Below are 16,681 nucleotides of genomic sequence, written 5' to 3' on the forward strand. Positions count from 1 at the left end.
ACGTACATTTGCCGTACGCGCCGCAGCGCGCGTCGCAGCCCACGCGGCCGCCCCAAGGGCGGCACACGGCGACGCGCCGAAGGCCCCGTTCCGTCGCCTGGTGCGGCGCGGGCCGGGGCCCCGGGCGGGTGAGCGGGTCAGCTCACATCATGTCTTCGATCTCGGCGGCGACCGGGTCCGCGTCGGTGCCGATGACGACCTGGATGGCGGTGCCCATCTTGACGACGCCGTGGGCGCCCGCGGCCTTCAGCGCGGCCTCGTCCACGAGCGAGGGGTCGGCGACCTCGGTGCGCAGGCGGGTGATGCAGCCCTCGACCTCTTCGATGTTGTCGAGGCCGCCGAGCCCGGCGACGATCTTCTCAGCCTTGCTGGCCATGTCCACTCCTGCTTGTCTCGGCCACCGGCGGTCGGTGCCGCACGGTGATCACACGGTAACGCACGTTCGGCCCAGTTACCCGGGCGCGTGCCCGCTGTCTGGCGAAAGATGGCGACCACCAGGCAGCGCTTTCCGGGGGCCCGAAACGCACCACAAGTGGTCTACACCACCAGTATGCGGCACGTACCGAGCCGGCCCGTTGCGGGTCGGCGGCCGGGAGGACGCAGATGAGTACGGACGCGGCGGCGGCTCCGAAGAAGAAGCGGTCCACGGGCCTTTTCCAGGGCCTGCAGAAGATGGGGCGCAGCCTGCAGCTCCCCATCGCCGTCCTGCCGGCCGCCGGCATCCTCAACCGGCTCGGCCAGCCGGACGTCTTCGGCGCGGACGGTCTGGGCTGGGAGGACGTGGCGAAGGTGTTCGCGGGGGCGGGCGGCGCGCTGCTGGACTCCTCGCTCGGTCTGCCGCTGCTGTTCTGCGTCGGCGTGGCGATCGGCATGGCGAAGAAGGCGGACGGCTCGACGGCGCTGGCCGCGGTGGTCGGCTTCCTCGTCTACTACTCGGTGCTGCACCAGTTCCCGCAGGACTGCGCGGCGGGCTCGGCGTACGCCTCGGCCGGGCAGTGGGGCGGGGTGTGCGTCGACGGCGGCGGCAAGGCCACTCCGGCGGGCTTCCAGAATCCGGGGGTCTTCGGCGGCATCGTGACGGGCTTCTTCGCCGCCTGGATCTGGCAGCGCTACCACCGGGTGAAGCTGGTGGACTGGCTGGGCTTCTTCAACGGGCGCCGGCTGGTGCCGATCATCATGGCGTTCGTGGGGCTGGCCTTCGCCGCGCTGTGCCTGTGGGTGTGGCCGCCGATCGGTGAGGCGCTGACCAGCTTCAGCAAGTGGCTGACGGATCTGGGTGCCACCGGTTCGGGCATCTTCGGTGTCGCCAACCGGGCGTTGCTGGTGATCGGGATGCACCAGTTCTTGAACACCTTCATGTGGTTCCAGTTCGGGGATTTCACGAAGCCGGACGGCACGTCGGTGCACGGTGACATCAACCGGTTCCTGGCGGGCGACCCGACGGCGGGGCAGTTCACCACCGGCTTCTTCCCGATCATGATGTTCGCGCTGCCGGCCGCGGCGCTGGCGATCACGCACTGCGCCAAGCCGCACCGCCGCAAGGAGATCGGCGGTCTGATGCTGTCGGTCGGCCTGACCTCCTTCGTCACGGGGGTGACCGAGCCGATCGAGTACTCGTTCCTGTTCGTCGCGCCGCTGCTGTACGCGATCCACGCCGTGCTGACCGGCGTGTCGATGGCGGTGAGCTGGGCGCTGGGCGTCAAGGACGGTTTCAGTTTCTCGGCCGGCCTGATCGACTACGTGATCAATTGGGGGCTGGCCACCAAACCGTGGATGATCATTCCGATCGGGCTGTGTTTCGCGGTCGTCTATTACGCGCTGTTCCGCTTCGTGATCACCAAGTTCGACCTGCACACCCCCGGGCGCGAGCCGGAGGAAGTGGAGGAGGAGCTGACGAAGGAGAATACGAAGTAGGAGAGCAGAAGGAGCGGGGGCCTGGGTCTGGACGCGGAACGGGCCTGGGGTCGGGGGCCTGAGCCGGGGAGTGAGGGCCGGGCGTACGCGCCTCCGCGCCCGTAGACCCCCGTACGCCCCTCGCTACGCCCCCCGTACCCTCCGAGCCACTCGCCTCATTCGTACGCCGCCTCCGTACGCGCGCGAGCCACCCGCCCCATTCGTACCCGCCTTCACCGTCCCCACCAGGGCGATACGGCCCGGCCGGTCGGCCCGTCGAGCGGGGACCCTTGTAGGCCGCTTGCCCCGTGATCTAAACGTTGAGGAACAACGGATTCCTTTATGTGTGGGCGACATGCTAAGAATGGTCTAAACCACTGAGTGGTGTAGACCAAGCCGGCGGGCCGTCCCCCTTTCTCCGAGTGCCCGCCCCACCAGGAGGAATCCGATGAGTTCGGCCACCGCTACGGCGGCTCCCGACAAGAAGCGCCGAGGTTCCGGCGCCATGGCCGTCGCCCAGCGCATCGGCCGCAGTCTCATGCTGCCGATCGCGACGCTGCCCGCCGCGGCGCTCATGGTCCGGCTCGGCCAGCCGGACATGCTCGGCAAGGACTCGCTCCCCGCGTTCCTGAACAAGATCGCGGAGTTCATGGCCGCGGGCGGCGGTGCGCTCCTGGACAACATGCCGCTGCTGTTCGCCGTCGGTATCGCCATCGGCTTCGCCAAGAAGGCGGACGGCTCGACCGGTCTGGCCGCCGTCGTCGGCTACCTGGTCTTCAGCAAGGTGCTGGCGACGTTCGGCGACGACAGCCTCCCGAAGATCGCCAAGGTGGTGGACGGGAAGATAGTCCAGGAGGCCGCGCCCGCCGACGCGAAGGTGCTCGGCGGCGTGGTGATGGGCATCGTGGTGGCCCTGATCTACCAGCGCTACAGCCGCAAGAAGCTGCCGGACTGGCTCGGCTTCTTCAGCGGCCGCCGCCTGGTCCCGATCCTGTCGTCCTTCGCGGGCCTGGTCATCGGCATCGTCTTCGGTTACATCTGGCCCGTCCTCGGCGCCGGTCTGCACAACTTCGGTGAGTGGCTGGTCGGCTCCGGCGCGGTCGGCGCGGGCATCTTCGGTGTCGCCAACCGCGGTCTGATCGCCGTCGGCATGCACCACCTGCTGAACTCCTTCCCCTGGTTCCAGGCCGGTGACTTCGAGGGCAAGCACGGCGACATCGCCCGCTTCCTGCAGGGCGACCCGACGGCCGGACAGTTCATGACCGGCTTCTTCCCGATCATGATGTTCGCGCTGCCCGCCGCCTGCCTGGCGATCGTGCACTGCGCCCGCCCCGAGCGCCGCAAGGTCGTCGGCGGCATGATGTTCTCGCTCGCGCTCACCGCCTTCGTCACCGGCGTGACCGAGCCGATCGAGTTCACGTTCATGTTCATCGCGCCGGTGCTGTACGCGATCCACGCCGTACTGACCGGTGTCTCGATGGCGCTGACCTGGGCGCTGGGTATGAAGGACGGCTTCGGCTTCTCGGCCGGCGCGATCGACTACGTACTGAACCTGGGCATCGCGACCAAGCCGCTGGGGCTGGCCCTGGTCGGTCTGTGCTTCGCCGCCCTGTACTACGTGATCTTCCGGTTCGCGATCACCAAGTTCAACCTGAAGACGCCGGGCCGCGAGTCCGACGAGGAGATCGCCGAGATGCAGAAGATCGAGGGCAAGTAGGCCCCGGCCCACACCTCCCACGCAGCGGGCCCCGCGACCATGTGGTCGCGGGGCCCGCTGCGTGCCGGAGGCAAGGTTCAGATTTCGTACACGGCGCCCGCCTTGGCTACCTCGACCGGGCCCTCGAAGACCTCCTGCGCGTCGCGGAGGTTGATGCCCGGGTCGGTCCACGGCGGGATGTGGGTCAGGACCAGCCGCCCCGCGCGGGCGCGCGCGGCGTGCGCGCCGGCCTCGCGCCCGTTGAGGTGGAGGTCCGGGATGTCCTCCTTGCCGTGCGTGAAGGACGCCTCGCACAGGAAGAAGTCGGTGTCCTCGGCCAGGGCGTCCAGGGCGTCGCAGACCCCGGTGTCCCCGGAGTACGTCAGCGACTTGCCGTCGTGCTCGATCCGGAAGCCGAACGCCTCGACGGGGTGGCTGACCAGATCCGTACGGATCGTGAAGGGGCCGACGGTGAACGTGCCGGGGGTCAGCGTCCGGAAGTCGAAGACCTCGCTCATCGCCTGGTCGCTCGGCAGGTCCGCGTGCGCGGCGGTCAGCCGGCGCTCGGTGCCGGCCGGGCCGTAGACGGGCATCGGCGCGCAACGGCCGCCGTCGGGCCGGTAGTAGCGGACGACGAAATAGCCGCACAGGTCGATGCAGTGGTCGGCGTGCAGGTGCGACAGGAGTACGGCGTCGAGGTCGTAGAGACCGCAGTGGCGCTGCAGCTCGCCAAGGGCGCCGTTGCCCATGTCGATGAGCAGCCTGAAGCCGTCGGCCTCCAAGAGGTAGCTCGAACAGGCCGATTCCGTGGAAGGGAACGACCCCGAGCAACCGACGACAGTGAGCTTCATGCGGGCGTGAACCTCCGTGGCTGGGGGCGGAGCGGCGGGTCCATGCGGGGCTCCGGCGGGGGTGTGCTCGGGTCCTCGCCGGTCCTCGCCCGGCGGCGTCCTTGCCGGGTCCTGAGCGGTCATTGCGGTGCCCACGAGCGTAAGGCGCGAAAGGGCCGGTGGCTCCTCCGGCGGGGCGAGCTGTGGGCGGAATCACCAGTCCGGGTGGGTGTGTACAGGACGGTGCTCCTCTGCTGTGGTTCCCCGGTCCCGTACGCCTACACGAGGGCGCCGTCCGTCCCGTATGGCCCTGCTGCGCGGCGGTCGCGGCCGGTACGGTCGACGGCGGGGCCGAGATCTTGGAGGGAGCGGGCTTGGACGTCTCGGGGTGGTGGCCGGCGCTGGCCGTGGTGGCCGCGCTGGCGCTGGTGGCGGCGATCGTCGACGGACGGGCTCGGGCGCGGGGCGCGCGAAGGCGTCAGGGCGTGCGGTTTCGGCCAAGAGCGCGGGCGCGTGACCGTACGCGCCCCGGCGGGCGGCCCGCGCCGACGGCGGAGCCGGGCCGGCGCACGCCGCGGGCGCGGGAGATCTGGTGGGCCCGGGTGCCGTACGAGGACGGGCCGGGCGCGAAGGACCGGCCCTGTCTGGTGCTGTCGGTGCGCGGCGGCACGGCGCACGTCGCGAAGATCACCAGCCGGCACCACGCGGACCGGCCGGGTGTGCTCCCGCTGCCGCCCGGAACCGTCGAGGACGGGCTGGGCCGTGCGAGCTTCCTGGAGACGGACGAGCTGCGGGACGTACCGCTACGGGACTTCCGCCGCCCCGCGGGAGCGGTGGACGGGGCCCTGTGGAAGCGGGTGCGCCGCCTCACCGGGCCTTGAGGCGGTGGGACGGGCCCCGTCCCGCCCCCGGAGGACCGGTCCGGGCCGCACGGCCCCGCGGCCCCACGCCTTCACAGCCGCGCCACTTCACGGCCGCACGCCTTCACGGCCGTACGGCCTCACGCCCAGAGCTGCCCGTGCAGCGTCTCGATCGCGGCCTCCATGGACTCGGCGGTGTAGACGCCGGTGGACAGGTACTTCCAGCCGCCGTCGGCCACGACGAAGGCGACGTCCGCCGGCCGCCCCGCCTTGACGGCCTTCTTGGCGACGCCGATCGCCGCGTGCAGGGCGGCGCCCGTCGAGACGCCCGCGAAGATGCCCTCCTCGGCGAGGAGTTCACGGGTGCGGCGGACGGCGTCCTCGGAGCCCACGGAGAAGCGGGTGGTGAGCACCGACTCGTCGTACAGCTCGGGCACGAAGCCCTCGTCGAGGTTGCGCAGCCCGTAGACCACGTCGTCGTAGCGCGGTTCGGCGGCGACGATCTGTACGCCGGGGACGTGCTCGCGCAGGTAGCGGCCGACGCCCATGAGCGTGCCGGTGGTGCCCAGACCGGCCACGAAGTGCGTGATGGACGGCAGGTCCGCGAGGATCTCCGGGCCGGTGGTGGCGTAGTGCGCACCGGCGTTGTCGGGGTTGCCGTACTGGTAGAGCATCACCCAGTCGGGGTGCTCGGCGGCAAGTTCCTTGGCGACCCGTACGGCCGTGTTGGAGCCGCCCGCCGCGGGCGAGGAGACGATCTCGGCGCCCCACATGGCGAGCAGTTCGCGCCGCTCGGAGGAGGTGTTCTCCGGCATGACGCAGACGATCCGGTAGCCCTTGAGCTTGGCCGCCATCGCCAGCGAGATGCCGGTGTTGCCCGAGGTGGGCTCCAGGATGGTGCAGCCGGGGGTGAGCCGGCCGTCCTTCTCCGCCTGCTCGATCATGTGGAGCGCGGGGCGGTCCTTGACCGAGCCGGTGGGGTTGCGGTCCTCCAGCTTGGCCCAGATGCGGACGTCGGCGGAGGGCGACAGCCGCGGCAGGCGGACCAGCGGGGTGTTGCCGACCGCCGCCAGCGGGGAGTCGTACCGCATCAGCGCTGTTCCCGGGGCTCGCGCGCCATGCCCGAGCCGCCGGCCACGGCCGGGAGGATGGTGACGCTGTCGCCGTCGCTGAGCTTGGTGGAGATGCCCTCCAGGAACCGCACGTCCTCGTCGTTGAGGTAGACGTTCACGAAGCGGCGCAGCTGCTCGCCGTCGACGAGGCGCTCCCGGATGCCGTTGTGGCGGCTCTCCAGGTCGGCGATGAGGTCGGCGAGGGTCGCACCGCTGCCTTCGACGGCCTTCTGGCCGTCGGTGTAGGTGCGGAGGATGGTCGGGATACGGACCTCGATGGCCATGAGAGCTCCTGTGGGAGGGCGGTGACGTGTGGTGACGTACGGGGCGGGCGTGTGTGCGGCGCGGCTCGGGGCGCGCGTCGCGAGGGCGCTGGGCAGGAGTGCGCGGTGCGGCGCGCACGGCGTGGTGCGCGCGGGAACCGCCGCGCGGCCGGTGTCCGGCGGCGTCAGGCGGCGGCGCGGTGCGGACAGATGGCGCTGGCTAGGCGGCACAGGTCGACGTGCAGCCGCGCCACAAGCAAAATGCCCGGCGTCTTTTCGCTCACGTCGTCAAAAACCATGCGGTCATCGTATCGATTCCCGGTCCGGGGACTGGAACCTCGTCTTGCGATACGGACGGTTTGTGCACAACAGGTGGGACGCGGTCGGCGGCGGTACGGCTCAGGGGCGCCTCCCGTACGCCGCGATCCGGTCGTCCCTGCTGGTCAGGCAGCAGCTGAGGCAGCGTACGGCTTCGGCGCTCGTGTAGAAGAGGCAGCAGGTCCGGCGGAGGTAGACCAGGCGCGGGGTGCCGTCCCGGCGTGTGACGGTGACCACATCGCCCAGCGGGGCGAGGCCGCCGGGCGCCCCGTCCAGGAAGGCGGCCCAACGGCGGGCCAGCAGCGCCGGATCGGCCCGGGACGCGCCGAGGGCGGTCGCGCAGCCGTGGGCCACTCCCCCGCGCAGCTGCCGCAGCCCGGCGCGGGTGCGCTGGTGCAGGGCGTCGGCCAGGGGGAGCAAGTGGCGGGTGAGGACGGCGTTCTGGAGGGTTCCCGCGCCGTCGTCCTCCCCCGGCCCGTCCAGGGTGCGCAACGTCCGCAGCCTGACGTCGGCGATGCCGTGTCCGGGGTCCGGCCGCAGGAGGACGTTCTCGGGGCGGACGTCCAAGACGCGGCCGGTCAGCGCCCAGTGCAGGACGGCCGCCGCGGTGACCCGGCCCGCGTAGACCGCGATGAGGGTGAGGGCGGCGGCGTGGGCCGTGCGGTGGCCGCTGCCCCGGTGTTCGGTGTCCAGCAGGCGGGACAGTTCCGGGCCGTACGGGTCGAGCAGCCGGTCGGCGGCGAGCCAGCCGGTCTCGCCGGGCGGCGGGGTGCCGAGCCCGAGGCGGTAGCGGGGGCCGTGCGCGGCGAGGGCGGCGAGCGGGCCGTCCGGTCCGTCGGGCGCGGGCCGCGCTTCGTCCGCGCTCACCGCTCCTCCGCCGTCGCCGTGCTGCGCGGGGCCGCCGCGCCCGGCGGCAGGTACACCACCGTCGGCGCCCCCGTCACCGGATGGACGCTGACCTCGGCGGCGACCCCGTACACGTCCGCCAGCAGGCCGGGGGTGAGGATCTCGTGCGGCGTCCCGTGGGCGACGACGCGGCCGGCGCGCAGCACGTACAGGCGGTCGCAGTAGTACGCGGCGAGGTTGAGGTCGTGCAGGGCGAGCAGGGTGCTGGTGCCCAGGGAGGTCACGAGGGCGAGGACGTCGAGCTGGTAGCGGATGTCGAGGTGGTTGGTCGGCTCGTCGAGGACGAGCAGGGACGGCTGCTGTACGAGCGCCCGCGCGACCAGGACGCGCTGCCGCTCGCCGCCCGAGAGCGCGGCGAAGGAACGGTTGCGCAGCTCCGCGACGCCCACCCACGCCAGCGCCTGGTCGGCCAGGGCGGCGTCGGCCGCCGAGTCGGCCTCCCAGAAGCGCTTGTGCGGTGAGCGGCCCATGGCGACGATCTCGCGCACGGTCAGTTCGAAGGCGCCGCTGCCGTCCTGGGGGACGGTGGCGATGCGCCGGGCCCGTTCCCTGGCCGAGAACCCGGCCAGGTCGCGGCCGTCCAGGGTGATCCGTCCGTGGGTGGGGGCCAGCGTGCCGTAGACGCAGCGCAGCAGGGTGGTCTTGCCGCTGCCGTTGGGGCCGACCAGGCCGACCGTCTCGCCCGGCGCGACGTGCAGGTCGGCGCCGTCGACGAGGTGGCGGCCGTCGACGCCGTACGACAGTCCCTCGGTCCGCAGCTCGGCGGGGGCGGCGCCGACGGGGGCCGCGTCGGCCGTGGCCCGGGGCCGCTCGCTCATCCGGTGATCCCTTCCGTACGGGTGGTGCGGCGCAGCAGCCACAGGAAGAACGGTCCGCCGGCCAGCGCGGTGACCACCCCGACGGGGATCTCCTGGGTGCCGGCGACGGTACGGGCGAGCAGGTCGGCGAGGACGACGAAGACCGCGCCCGCCAGCGCGGCCACCGGCAGCAGGGCCCGGTGCGAGGCGCCGACGACCATCCGGACGGCGTGCGGCACCATCAGGCCGACGAAGCCGATCGAGCCGCTGGCCGCCACGAGGACGCCGGTGACCAGCGACGCGAGGACGAAGACGGCGGCGCGGAAGCGGCCGGTGTCCAGGCCGAGGACGGTGGCGCCCTCCTCCCCCACCAGCAGCAGGTCCAGCGGCCGGGCGAGGGTGAGCAGCAGCGCGAGGCCGGCGAGCAGGACGAGGGCGGGCAGCCACAGGGTGTGCCAACGGGCCTGGCCGAGGCCGCCGAGCGTCCAGAACATGATCGACCGCAGGTGTTCGGCCTCGGCCGAGGTGACCAGGACGAGGCTGGTGAGCGCGGAGAGGATGTACTGCACCGCGACGCCCGCCAGCACCAGACGCCCGGTGGTCATGGCCCCGCCGCGCCGGGCCAGCGCGTACACGGCGACCAGCGCGCCCAGCGAGCCCGCGAAGGCGCCCAGCGGCATCGAGACGGTGGTGGCCAGGCCGCCGCCGACGCCGAGGACGACGACCATGACGGCGCCGGTCGAGGCGCCCGAGGAGACGCCGAGCAGGAACGGGTCGGCGAGCGGGTTGCGGACCAGCGCCTGCAGGACGGTGCCGATGACGGCGAGCCCCGCGCCGACGACGGCGCCGAGCAGCACGCGCGGCAGCCGTACGTCGAGCACGATGGTCGGGTACGGGCCGGCCGGCGCGTCCCCGGTCAGGATGCGCAGCACGTCGCCGGGCGGGATGCGGACGGCGCCGAGGACGAGGCCGGCCAGCCCCGCCGCGAGCAGGGCGGCGAGCAGGACGGCCAGGACGAGGGTGTAGCGCAGCCGGCGCGGCGGTGCCGCGGTCTCGCAGGTCACCGGGGCTACTTGAAGGCGTCGGGGTGCAGCTGCCCGGCCAGCGACCGGACCGCGTCCGGTACGCGTACGCCGAGCACCGCGCTGGACAGCGGCAGCACCGCGAACCGCTTGTTCTTCACGGCGGGTACGTCCTGGAGCGCGGGGTCGGCGAGGAGCTGCTTGCGCTTGGCCTCGACGGGGGTGCCGCCGTAGTCGTAGATCACGATGATCTCGGGCTTGCGCGCGACGATCTGCTCCCAGGACACGTCGGTGAAGGTCTTGGGGATGTCCGCGAAGACGTTGCGGCCGCCGGCCATGGAGATGATCTCGTTGCCGATGCCCTTGCCGCCCGCGGTGTGCACGGAGCTGTCGCCGCTGTCGTAGACGAAGACGGAGGCCGGGTCGGTCCCCTTCAGCCGGTCCTTGGTGGCGGCGATGGTGGCCTCGGCCTTCTTGACCAGGGTCTCGGCCCGGTCGCGTACGCCGAAGGTGGCGCCGACCTCGCGGATCTCCTGGGCGAGCTGCTGGACGCCGGTCTTGTCGCGGGCGCAGTACTCGATGTTCAGGCGGGTCCTGATGCCGGACTTCTCCAGGGCGGCCCGTTCGCGGCCCTCGCCCTTGTCGAAGGCGCTGGAGTAGCCGCCGTAGACGAAGTCGGGGTTGGCGCCGAGCAGCGTCTCGTAGTCGGGGTACTTCTCGGCGAGCACCTTGACGCTCTTGTAGTCCTTCTCGTACGTGGGCAGCACCTTGTCGTCGAGATAGGCGGTGCCCACGAGGCGGTCCTTGAGGCCGAGGGCGAGCATGATCTCGGTGGTGTGCTGGTTCATGGTCACCACGCGCTCGGGCGGTGCCTTGAAGGTGGTGCGTACGCCGCAGTTCTCGACGGTGTACGGGAAGCCGGCCGCCTGGGCCGTGGCCCCGCCGGACGCCTTGCCGTCGCCGTCGCCGCCGGTGCCGCAGGCGGCGAGCGGCAGCAGGAGCGCCGCCGATATGAGCGCGCGCAGTGCGCCGTGGGACCTGGACCGGGCCATGGCCGTGCCTCCTCCGGGGGATCCGCGTCCCCTGGTCGGTGTGCTGGGGGGCGGCAGGTCAGTTCCTGGCTTCCTGGCCGTGCGGCCTGGTCACAGTGGCGGGACCGTCCCGGATTCGCACCGGGTTCCTGGGTCCTGCCGCCCGAGGTGATGCGGCACAGTGTGTCAGGTGGGCGGGCGGTGCCCGCCGTCGCGGTGCTCAGTACGCGTCGACGACCTGGACGTCTTCCTCCGTGACCACGCCGTCCACGATCCGGAACGAGCGGAACTGGAACGGTCCCGCGTCGTCGGTGTCGGCCGTGGAGACCAGGACGTAGTGCGCGCCGGGCTCGTTCGCGTAGGAGATGTCCGTGCGGGAGGGGTACGCCTCGGTCGCGGTGTGCGAGTGGTAGATGATCACGGGTTCCTCGTCCCGGTCGTCCAGCTCGCGGTAGAGCTTGAGCAGGTCCTGGGAGTCGAACTCGTAGAAGGTGGGCGAGCGGGCGGCGTTGAGCATCGGGATGAACCGCTCGGGGCGGCCGCTGCCGGCCGGGCCCGCGACCATGCCGCAGGCCTCGTCGGGGTGGTCCTCGCGGGCGTGTGCCACGATCCGGTCGTGCAGGGCCTTGGTAAGGGTCAGCATGGGCCCAAGAATAGGACGCGGGCCGGTCCGTACCGAGGGTTGGTACGGACCGGCCCACATGCCGGACAGCCTGCCTTCGGCGGGCCGCCGTCAGTCCTTCTTGCCGCCCTGACCGGACGCCTCGCCGCCCTGTCCGGCGGCCTTCGAGGAGGCGGCGCCGAGCGGGCCCTTGGCGAACATGTCGGGGTTGCGGGACTTGAGCACCAGGTAGCTGACGCCCAGGACCAGCGCCCAGAACGGCGCCGCGTACAGCGAGACGCGGGCGTCCGGGTCCACGCCCATCATCACGATGACCATGCCGATGAAGGCCAGCGCGAAGATCGAGGTGTACGGGGCGCCGGGCGCCTTGAACTCCGACTGCGGCAGCTCGCCGCGGTTGGCCTTGGCGCGGTAGCGCAGCTGGGAGATCAGGATCATGATCCAGGCCCACATGCCGGAGATCGTCGCGAACGAGACCACCAGGTCGAACGCCTTGCCCGGCCACTGGTAGTTGATCCACACGCCGAACAGCATCATCGCGACGGAGACGCCGGTGCCCCAGGTGGGCAGGCCGTTCTTGCTCAGGCGGGTGAACAGCTTGGGGCCCTGGCCGTTGAGCGCGAGGTCGCGCAGCATCCGGCCGGTGGAGTACATCCCGGAGTTGGCCGAGGACAGCGCCGCGGTCAGCACGACGAAGTTGACGATGGCCGCGCCGGCCGGCAGGCCGATCTGCTGGAAGGCCGCGACGAAGGGGCTCACGCCCGGCTTGAAGACCGTCCAGCTGACGACGGACAGGATGATGATGAGCGCGCCGATGTAGAAGAGGCCGATCCGCCACGGCACGGTGTTGATGGCCTTGGGCAGGACCTTCTTCGGGTTGGTGGCCTCGCCCGCGGTGACGCCGACGAGTTCGACCGCCAGGAAGGCGAACATCACGATCTGCAGGGTCATCAGCGTGCCGCCGATGCCCTTCGGGAAGAATCCGCCGTCCGACCACAGAAGGCTGAAGGAAGCGGTGTCACCGGCGTCGGAGAACCCGATGGTGATCACGCCGAGACCGATGAGGATCATGCCGATGATCGCGGTGACCTTGACCATCGAGAACCAGAACTCCAGCTCGCCGAAGAGCTTCACGGAGATCAGGTTGATACCGAACAGGGCGACCGTGAACACCAGGGCGGACGCCCATTGGGGTATTCCCTTGTTCCAGTACTGCACATAGGTGGCAGCTGCAGTCACTTCCGTGATGCCGGTGACCACCCAGAACAGCCAGTACGTCCAGCCGGTGACGAATCCCATGAACGGGCCGAGGAATTCGCGGGCGTACTCCGAGAAGGAGCCCGACACCGGGCGGTACATGAGCAGCTCGCCCAGGGCCCGCATGATGAAGAAGATGACCAGGCCCACGATGGCGTAGGCCAGGATGATGCTGGGACCTGCCTTCGAGATCGCCTTGCCCGCCCCGAGGAACAGGCCGGTTCCGATGGCGCCACCAATGGCGATCATCTGGATCTGCCGGTTTCCCAGCCCCCGCTGGTAACCCTCTTCCGAGGCAGATCCCGCTGCGGCGTCGCCGCCGGTTTCCTTTTCGACCTGCACAGAGGTCATGAGTGGTGCGCCCTTCTCCATTCCGACCCGGTCTGTCCGGATCGGGTTCCGATCCCCCCGGATGGAGTTCGTGCACGCCGACGGTCGGCCGGCCAAGCGCTCCCGGAGCAACAGGGGTGGCGTCACTCACGGCAGGTCGTGAACATCTATCACGGCCCCTTGGACATCTACCAGTGATGTCTTGGAGCCGATCACAAGAAAAGTAGGATAAATGCTGGAATGGGCTGCTGGGTAGTCAGGGTCGGTGACGCGATCGTTATCCGGATTTGAGCGTCCGTTGAGCGGAGCCCCGCGACCGGCGCGTCCGGGGGCGGACGGCCGGGGGCGCGGAGGCCGCCGGTCCGTACGGAGCCGGGCCCGCCGGTCCGTACGGGGCGGGGCCGGGAGGCGGTCCGTACGTGGCCGGAAGCCGACCGTACGCGATCAGGCCGTCAGTGTCTCGATCAGGCTCTCCTGGAGGGCGCCCAGCCACAGGTACGCCATCACCATCGGCTTGCGCGGATCGCTGTCCGGCAGCCGCAGCAGCTCGCCGCTCTCGTCCTCGTCGGTGACCTCCAGACGGGTGCCGATGGCCAGCCGGAGGTCGTTCAGGGCCCCCAGCCACTGCCGGGACTCGTCCGGCTTCAGCCGCAGCACGGCGCCGTCCGCCGCCTCCGCGGCACCCTCCCCGTCCGCGCCGCGCGCCCCGCCGACCGGGCCGAGGGCGTCCAGGGCCCGTACGACCGCGAGGGCGTCCTCGCGCTTGCGGGTGCGCAGGTCGTTCTCCGTGTAGCGGCGGAATTCGGCCGAGGCGGCGTGCGCGGCGTCGTCCGGCACCTCGTCCGGGCCGCCGTAGGCGTTCGGGAAGAGCCGGGCCAGCGCCGGGTCGGACGGCGGCTCGCTGGGGCCGTCCGTGAACAGCGCGGCGAGCGGGTCGGCGCCCTCGGCCGCCTCCTCGCCCGGCCCGATCAGCTCCATGAGCTGGACGGCGAGGCTGCGCAGGATGGAGATCTCGACCTCGTCGAGGGGGGCGGCCGCGCCGCCGCCGGGCAGGGGCTCGAAGTGGCCGGCCATCAGCGGTCCTGCGTGAGGGTCGCCCACAGGCCGTAGCCGTGCATCGCTTGCACGTCGCGCTCCATTTCCTCGCGGCTGCCGCTGGAGACGACCGCCCGTCCCTTGTGGTGAACGTCGAGCATGAGCTGCTTGGCCTTGCCCTTCGAGTAGCCGAAGTAGGTCTCGAAGACGTACGCCACGTAGCTCATGAGGTTGACGGGGTCGTTGTGCACCAGCGTGACCCAGGGCACGTCCGGCTCGGGCACCTCGAAGGGTGCCTCGCTGGACTCGGGTCGTTCGATCTCCACGGGAGCGCTGGGCGCGCAGCGCGTCGATCGAAGGGCGATGGTGGCAGACGGGTCGGCGCTCACGGTCTCCATGCTGCCACCCGTGGTGGGGCATCGCACAAACGGCCCGGGGAAATCGTCAGAGTGACGAGTATGAGAGGTAGCATCCTCACCATGAACACAGCAGACCTGGGGCTGCCGGTGGCCGTGCCGTCGACTGCGCTCTTCACCGACCAGTACGAACTCACCATGCTGCAGGCCGCGCTGCGGTCCGGGACCGCCGACCGCCGCTCGGTCTTCGAGGTCTTCACGCGGCGCCTGCCCGAAGGACGCCGCTACGGCGTCGTCGCCGGCACCGGCCGGGTCCTGGACGCGGTGGAGAACTTCCGCTTCGACGAAACGATCCTGGGCTTCCTGCGCGAGCGCGGCATCCTCGACGAACGCACGCTGTCCTGGCTGGCCGACTTCCGCTTCCGCGGCGACATCTGGGGCTACCCGGAGGGCGAGGTGTACTTCCCCGGCTCGCCCATCATGCGCGTGGAAGGCACCTTCGCCGAGGCCGTCCTCCTGGAGACGGTGATCCTCTCCATCCTCAACCACGACTCCGCGGTGGCCGCCGCCGCGTCCCGCATGGCGGTCGCGGCCGGCGGCCGGCCGCTGATCGAGATGGGCGCCCGCCGCACCCACGAGCTGGCGGCGGTCGCCGCCGCCCGGTCGGCGTACGTCGGCGGCTTCCACTCCACGTCGGACCTCGCGGCCGGCTTCCGCTACAACATCCCGACCGTCGGCACCAGCGCCCACTCCTTCACCCTGCTGCACGACAGCGAGCGGGACGCGTTCCGGGCGCAGGTCGACTCGCTCGGCAGCGGCACGACGCTGCTCGTGGACACCTACGACGTCACCGAGGCCGTCCGCACCGCCGTGGAGGTGGCCGGTCCGGGCCTCGGCGCCGTACGCATCGACTCCGGCGACCTGCTGCTGCTCGCCCACCGGGTACGGCAGCAGCTGGACGAGCTGGGCGCCCGCGACACGCGGATCGTCGTGACCAGCGACCTGGACGAGTACGCCATCGCCTCGCTCGCGGCGGCGCCGGTGGACGCGTACGGCGTCGGTACGCAGCTGGTCACCGGCAGCGGGCACCCGACCTGCTCGATGGTCTACAAGCTGGTCGCCCGCGCCGACAGCGACGCGCCGGACGCGCCGCTGCGGCCGGTCGCGAAGAAGTCCATGGGCGGCAAGGCGTCGCTCGGCGGCCGCAAGTGGGCGGCGCGCCGGCTGGACGAGCACGGCGTCGCCGAGGCCGAGGTCGTCGGGACCGGGCCGGTACCGCCGGAGCTGGCCGACCGGCTGCTCGCGGTGCCGCTGGTGCGCGGCGGTGAGGTGGTCGCCCGCGAGCCGCTGGACGCGGTGCGGGAGCGGCATATCGCCGCGCGGGGCGGGTTGCCGATGTCCGCGACGCAGTTGTCTCGGGGGGAGGCGGTGCTGCCCACGGAGCAGGTGTGAGGGGGTGCGCCCGCGGGCGTCCGGTGCCCACTCCCACTCGGCGGGCGTTGTGGCTACCCTCGGTCACACCGTGTTGCGTCCGTTTCTCGCCTCGTCGTTTCCCGCCGCGTCGTCGTTTTCCGCCGCGTCGTCGTTTTCCGCCGCGTCGTCGTTTTCCGCCGCGTCGTCGTTTCCCGCCGCGTCGTTCCTCGTCCCTCGTTCCCCTGATCCCCGCTCTCCAGCCGGAAGGCTCGTACCATGCACCGGGCATTGATCGTCGTTGATGTGCAGAACGATTTCTGCGAGGGCGGCAGCCTCGCCGTGGCAGGTGGTGCGGATGTGGCTGCCGCCATCACGGATCTGGTGGGGCAGGCCGGGGGCAGCGGCTACCAGCACGTCGTGGCGACGCGCGATCACCACATCGATCCCGGCGATCACTTCTCCGTGCGCCCGGACTACGAGAACTCCTGGCCGCCGCACTGCGTGGCGGGCACGGAGGGCAGCGGCTTCCATCCGAACTTCGCGCCGGCGCTGGCTTCCGGGGCGGTGGACGCGGTCTTCTCGAAGGGCGCGCATTCTGCCGCTTACAGCGGCTTCGAGGGCGTGGACGAGAACGGGCGGCCGTTGGCGGAGTGGCTGCGGGCGCATCAGGTGAGCGAGGTGGATGTGGTCGGGCTGGCCACGGATCACTGTGTGCGGGCTACGGCGGTGGATGCGGTGCGGGAGGGGTTTCGGGTGCGGGTGTTGTTGGAGCTTACGGCGGGGGTGGCTGTGGGGACGACGGAGCGGGCGGTGGAGGAGATGCGGGGGGCTGGGGTTGAGATGACCGGGAAGCCGGTGATCTTCGCGGCCTGACGCCGTGGGGGGGTGCGGTGTGCGCTTTCTGTCCGGTGGGTGGGGGGCTCGGGCCCACGCAGGGGTC

Annotated in this window: 18 protein-coding genes and 1 riboswitch; of the genes, 5 read left to right on the forward strand and 13 right to left on the reverse strand. The window is 71.3% G+C overall.

Annotated features, from left to right (window positions below; genetic code table 11):
• Window positions 1–142 precede the first annotated feature (142 nt).
• On the reverse strand, window positions 143–376 hold the full coding sequence (locus tag ACFV57_RS17700) for a glucose PTS transporter subunit EIIB (RefSeq protein ID WP_385232334.1): 234 nt from the start codon (window positions 374–376) through the stop codon (window positions 143–145).
• Window positions 377–603: 227 nt separating this feature from the next.
• Between ACFV57_RS17700 and ACFV57_RS17705 the strand changes: the two genes are divergently transcribed.
• Window positions 604–1,914: a PTS transporter subunit EIIC gene (locus ACFV57_RS17705; protein WP_385232337.1), complete on the forward strand. Its 1,311-nt coding sequence runs from the start codon at window positions 604–606 to the stop codon at window positions 1,912–1,914.
• Between the two features lie 427 nt (window positions 1,915–2,341).
• The gene (locus ACFV57_RS17710; RefSeq protein ID WP_385232340.1) at window positions 2,342–3,610 is read left to right on the forward strand and encodes a PTS transporter subunit EIIC; all 1,269 of its coding nucleotides are present in this window, start codon (window positions 2,342–2,344) and stop codon (window positions 3,608–3,610) included.
• 77 nt (window positions 3,611–3,687) lie between these two features.
• Here ACFV57_RS17710 and ACFV57_RS17715 read toward each other — a convergent pair whose 3' ends face one another.
• Window positions 3,688–4,440: an MBL fold metallo-hydrolase gene (locus ACFV57_RS17715; RefSeq protein ID WP_385232343.1), complete on the reverse strand. Its 753-nt coding sequence runs from the start codon at window positions 4,438–4,440 to the stop codon at window positions 3,688–3,690.
• A 353-nt stretch (window positions 4,441–4,793) separates the two neighbouring features.
• Here ACFV57_RS17715 and ACFV57_RS17720 point away from each other — a divergent pair, with 353 nt between their 5' ends.
• Complete coding sequence (locus ACFV57_RS17720; protein ID WP_385232346.1) at window positions 4,794–5,300, forward strand: type II toxin-antitoxin system PemK/MazF family toxin; 507 nt, start codon at window positions 4,794–4,796, stop codon at window positions 5,298–5,300.
• Between the two features lie 119 nt (window positions 5,301–5,419).
• On the opposite strand, the gene ACFV57_RS17725 is transcribed toward ACFV57_RS17720, so the two are convergent.
• The 11 genes from ACFV57_RS17725 to clpS form a co-directional block, all read right to left on the reverse strand.
• On the reverse strand, window positions 5,420–6,370 hold the full coding sequence (locus ACFV57_RS17725; protein ID WP_385232349.1) for a PLP-dependent cysteine synthase family protein: 951 nt from the start codon (window positions 6,368–6,370) through the stop codon (window positions 5,420–5,422).
• Window positions 6,370–6,675, reverse strand: coding sequence for a MoaD/ThiS family protein (locus ACFV57_RS17730; protein WP_385232352.1), 306 nt, complete (start codon window positions 6,673–6,675; stop codon window positions 6,370–6,372). Before ACFV57_RS17730 ends, ACFV57_RS17725 begins: the two co-directional genes overlap by 1 nt.
• Window positions 6,676–6,839: 164 nt before the next feature.
• Window positions 6,840–6,953 (reverse strand): putative leader peptide, encoded by a 114-nt coding sequence (locus ACFV57_RS17735; RefSeq protein ID WP_385232355.1) that lies wholly within the window; start codon window positions 6,951–6,953, stop codon window positions 6,840–6,842.
• 100 nt (window positions 6,954–7,053) lie between these two features.
• Window positions 7,054–7,839, reverse strand: coding sequence for a hypothetical protein (locus ACFV57_RS17740; protein WP_385232358.1), 786 nt, complete (start codon window positions 7,837–7,839; stop codon window positions 7,054–7,056).
• The gene (locus ACFV57_RS17745; protein WP_385232361.1) at window positions 7,836–8,696 is read right to left on the reverse strand and encodes an ABC transporter ATP-binding protein; all 861 of its coding nucleotides are present in this window, start codon (window positions 8,694–8,696) and stop codon (window positions 7,836–7,838) included. Before ACFV57_RS17745 ends, ACFV57_RS17740 begins: the two co-directional genes overlap by 4 nt.
• Window positions 8,693–9,739 carry a FecCD family ABC transporter permease gene (locus ACFV57_RS17750; protein WP_385232364.1) on the reverse strand — a complete coding sequence of 349 codons (1,047 nt, stop codon included), beginning with the start codon at window positions 9,737–9,739 and terminating at the stop codon, window positions 8,693–8,695. Before ACFV57_RS17750 ends, ACFV57_RS17745 begins: the two co-directional genes overlap by 4 nt.
• 5 nt (window positions 9,740–9,744) lie before the next feature.
• Window positions 9,745–10,749 (reverse strand): ABC transporter substrate-binding protein, encoded by a 1,005-nt coding sequence (locus ACFV57_RS17755; protein ID WP_385232367.1) that lies wholly within the window; start codon window positions 10,747–10,749, stop codon window positions 9,745–9,747.
• 59 nt (window positions 10,750–10,808) lie between these two features.
• Window positions 10,809–10,880: riboswitch (cobalamin riboswitch) on the reverse strand.
• A gap of 68 nt (window positions 10,881–10,948) precedes the next feature.
• Window positions 10,949–11,371 carry a Mov34/MPN/PAD-1 family protein gene (locus ACFV57_RS17760; RefSeq protein ID WP_385232370.1) on the reverse strand — a complete coding sequence of 141 codons (423 nt, stop codon included), beginning with the start codon at window positions 11,369–11,371 and terminating at the stop codon, window positions 10,949–10,951.
• Between the two features lie 90 nt (window positions 11,372–11,461).
• A complete protein-coding gene (locus tag ACFV57_RS17765; protein WP_385232373.1) occupies window positions 11,462–12,958 on the reverse strand; it encodes an amino acid permease in 1,497 nt (498 codons plus the stop codon).
• Between the two features lie 423 nt (window positions 12,959–13,381).
• Window positions 13,382–14,011: a DUF2017 domain-containing protein gene (locus ACFV57_RS17770; protein ID WP_385232376.1), complete on the reverse strand. Its 630-nt coding sequence runs from the start codon at window positions 14,009–14,011 to the stop codon at window positions 13,382–13,384.
• Window positions 14,011–14,370, reverse strand: a complete 360-nt coding sequence (clpS, locus tag ACFV57_RS17775; protein WP_385232379.1) for an ATP-dependent Clp protease adapter ClpS — start codon at window positions 14,368–14,370, stop codon at window positions 14,011–14,013. Before clpS ends, ACFV57_RS17770 begins: the two co-directional genes overlap by 1 nt.
• An 81-nt stretch (window positions 14,371–14,451) precedes the next feature.
• Between clpS and ACFV57_RS17780 the strand changes: the two genes are divergently transcribed.
• Together ACFV57_RS17780 and ACFV57_RS17785 are read left to right on the forward strand one after the other, a co-directional pair.
• A complete protein-coding gene (locus ACFV57_RS17780) occupies window positions 14,452–15,780 on the forward strand; it encodes a nicotinate phosphoribosyltransferase (protein ID WP_385232382.1) in 1,329 nt (442 codons plus the stop codon).
• A 237-nt stretch (window positions 15,781–16,017) separates the two neighbouring features.
• Window positions 16,018–16,614 carry an isochorismatase family protein gene (locus ACFV57_RS17785; RefSeq protein WP_385232385.1) on the forward strand — a complete coding sequence of 199 codons (597 nt, stop codon included), beginning with the start codon at window positions 16,018–16,020 and terminating at the stop codon, window positions 16,612–16,614.
• Window positions 16,615–16,681 lie beyond the last annotated feature (67 nt).

This window comes from Streptomyces sp. NPDC059788, assembly GCF_042732265.1.
In the GTDB taxonomy this organism is placed as follows: domain Bacteria; phylum Actinomycetota; class Actinomycetes; order Streptomycetales; family Streptomycetaceae; genus Streptomyces.

Coding starts and splice junctions, on each gene's coding strand:
- ACFV57_RS17765 (WP_385232373.1), bottom strand. CDS start 12,958: ATGACCTCTGTGCAGGTCGAAAAGGAAACCGGCGGCGACGCCGCAGCG.
- ACFV57_RS17755 (WP_385232367.1), bottom strand. CDS start 10,749: ATGGCCCGGTCCAGGTCCCACGGCGCACTGCGCGCGCTCATATCGGCG.
- ACFV57_RS17705 (WP_385232337.1), top strand. CDS start 604: ATGAGTACGGACGCGGCGGCGGCTCCGAAGAAGAAGCGGTCCACGGGC.
- ACFV57_RS17780 (WP_385232382.1), top strand. CDS start 14,452: ATGAACACAGCAGACCTGGGGCTGCCGGTGGCCGTGCCGTCGACTGCG.
- ACFV57_RS17725 (WP_385232349.1), bottom strand. CDS start 6,370: ATGCGGTACGACTCCCCGCTGGCGGCGGTCGGCAACACCCCGCTGGTC.
- ACFV57_RS17700 (WP_385232334.1), bottom strand. CDS start 376: ATGGCCAGCAAGGCTGAGAAGATCGTCGCCGGGCTCGGCGGCCTCGAC.
- ACFV57_RS17760 (WP_385232370.1), bottom strand. CDS start 11,371: ATGCTGACCCTTACCAAGGCCCTGCACGACCGGATCGTGGCACACGCC.
- ACFV57_RS17770 (WP_385232376.1), bottom strand. CDS start 14,011: ATGGCCGGCCACTTCGAGCCCCTGCCCGGCGGCGGCGCGGCCGCCCCC.
- ACFV57_RS17710 (WP_385232340.1), top strand. CDS start 2,342: ATGAGTTCGGCCACCGCTACGGCGGCTCCCGACAAGAAGCGCCGAGGT.
- ACFV57_RS17730 (WP_385232352.1), bottom strand. CDS start 6,675: ATGGCCATCGAGGTCCGTATCCCGACCATCCTCCGCACCTACACCGAC.
- ACFV57_RS17785 (WP_385232385.1), top strand. CDS start 16,018: ATGCACCGGGCATTGATCGTCGTTGATGTGCAGAACGATTTCTGCGAG.
- clpS (WP_385232379.1), bottom strand. CDS start 14,370: ATGGAGACCGTGAGCGCCGACCCGTCTGCCACCATCGCCCTTCGATCG.
- ACFV57_RS17745 (WP_385232361.1), bottom strand. CDS start 8,696: ATGAGCGAGCGGCCCCGGGCCACGGCCGACGCGGCCCCCGTCGGCGCC.
- ACFV57_RS17715 (WP_385232343.1), bottom strand. CDS start 4,440: ATGAAGCTCACTGTCGTCGGTTGCTCGGGGTCGTTCCCTTCCACGGAA.
- ACFV57_RS17735 (WP_385232355.1), bottom strand. CDS start 6,953: ATGGTTTTTGACGACGTGAGCGAAAAGACGCCGGGCATTTTGCTTGTG.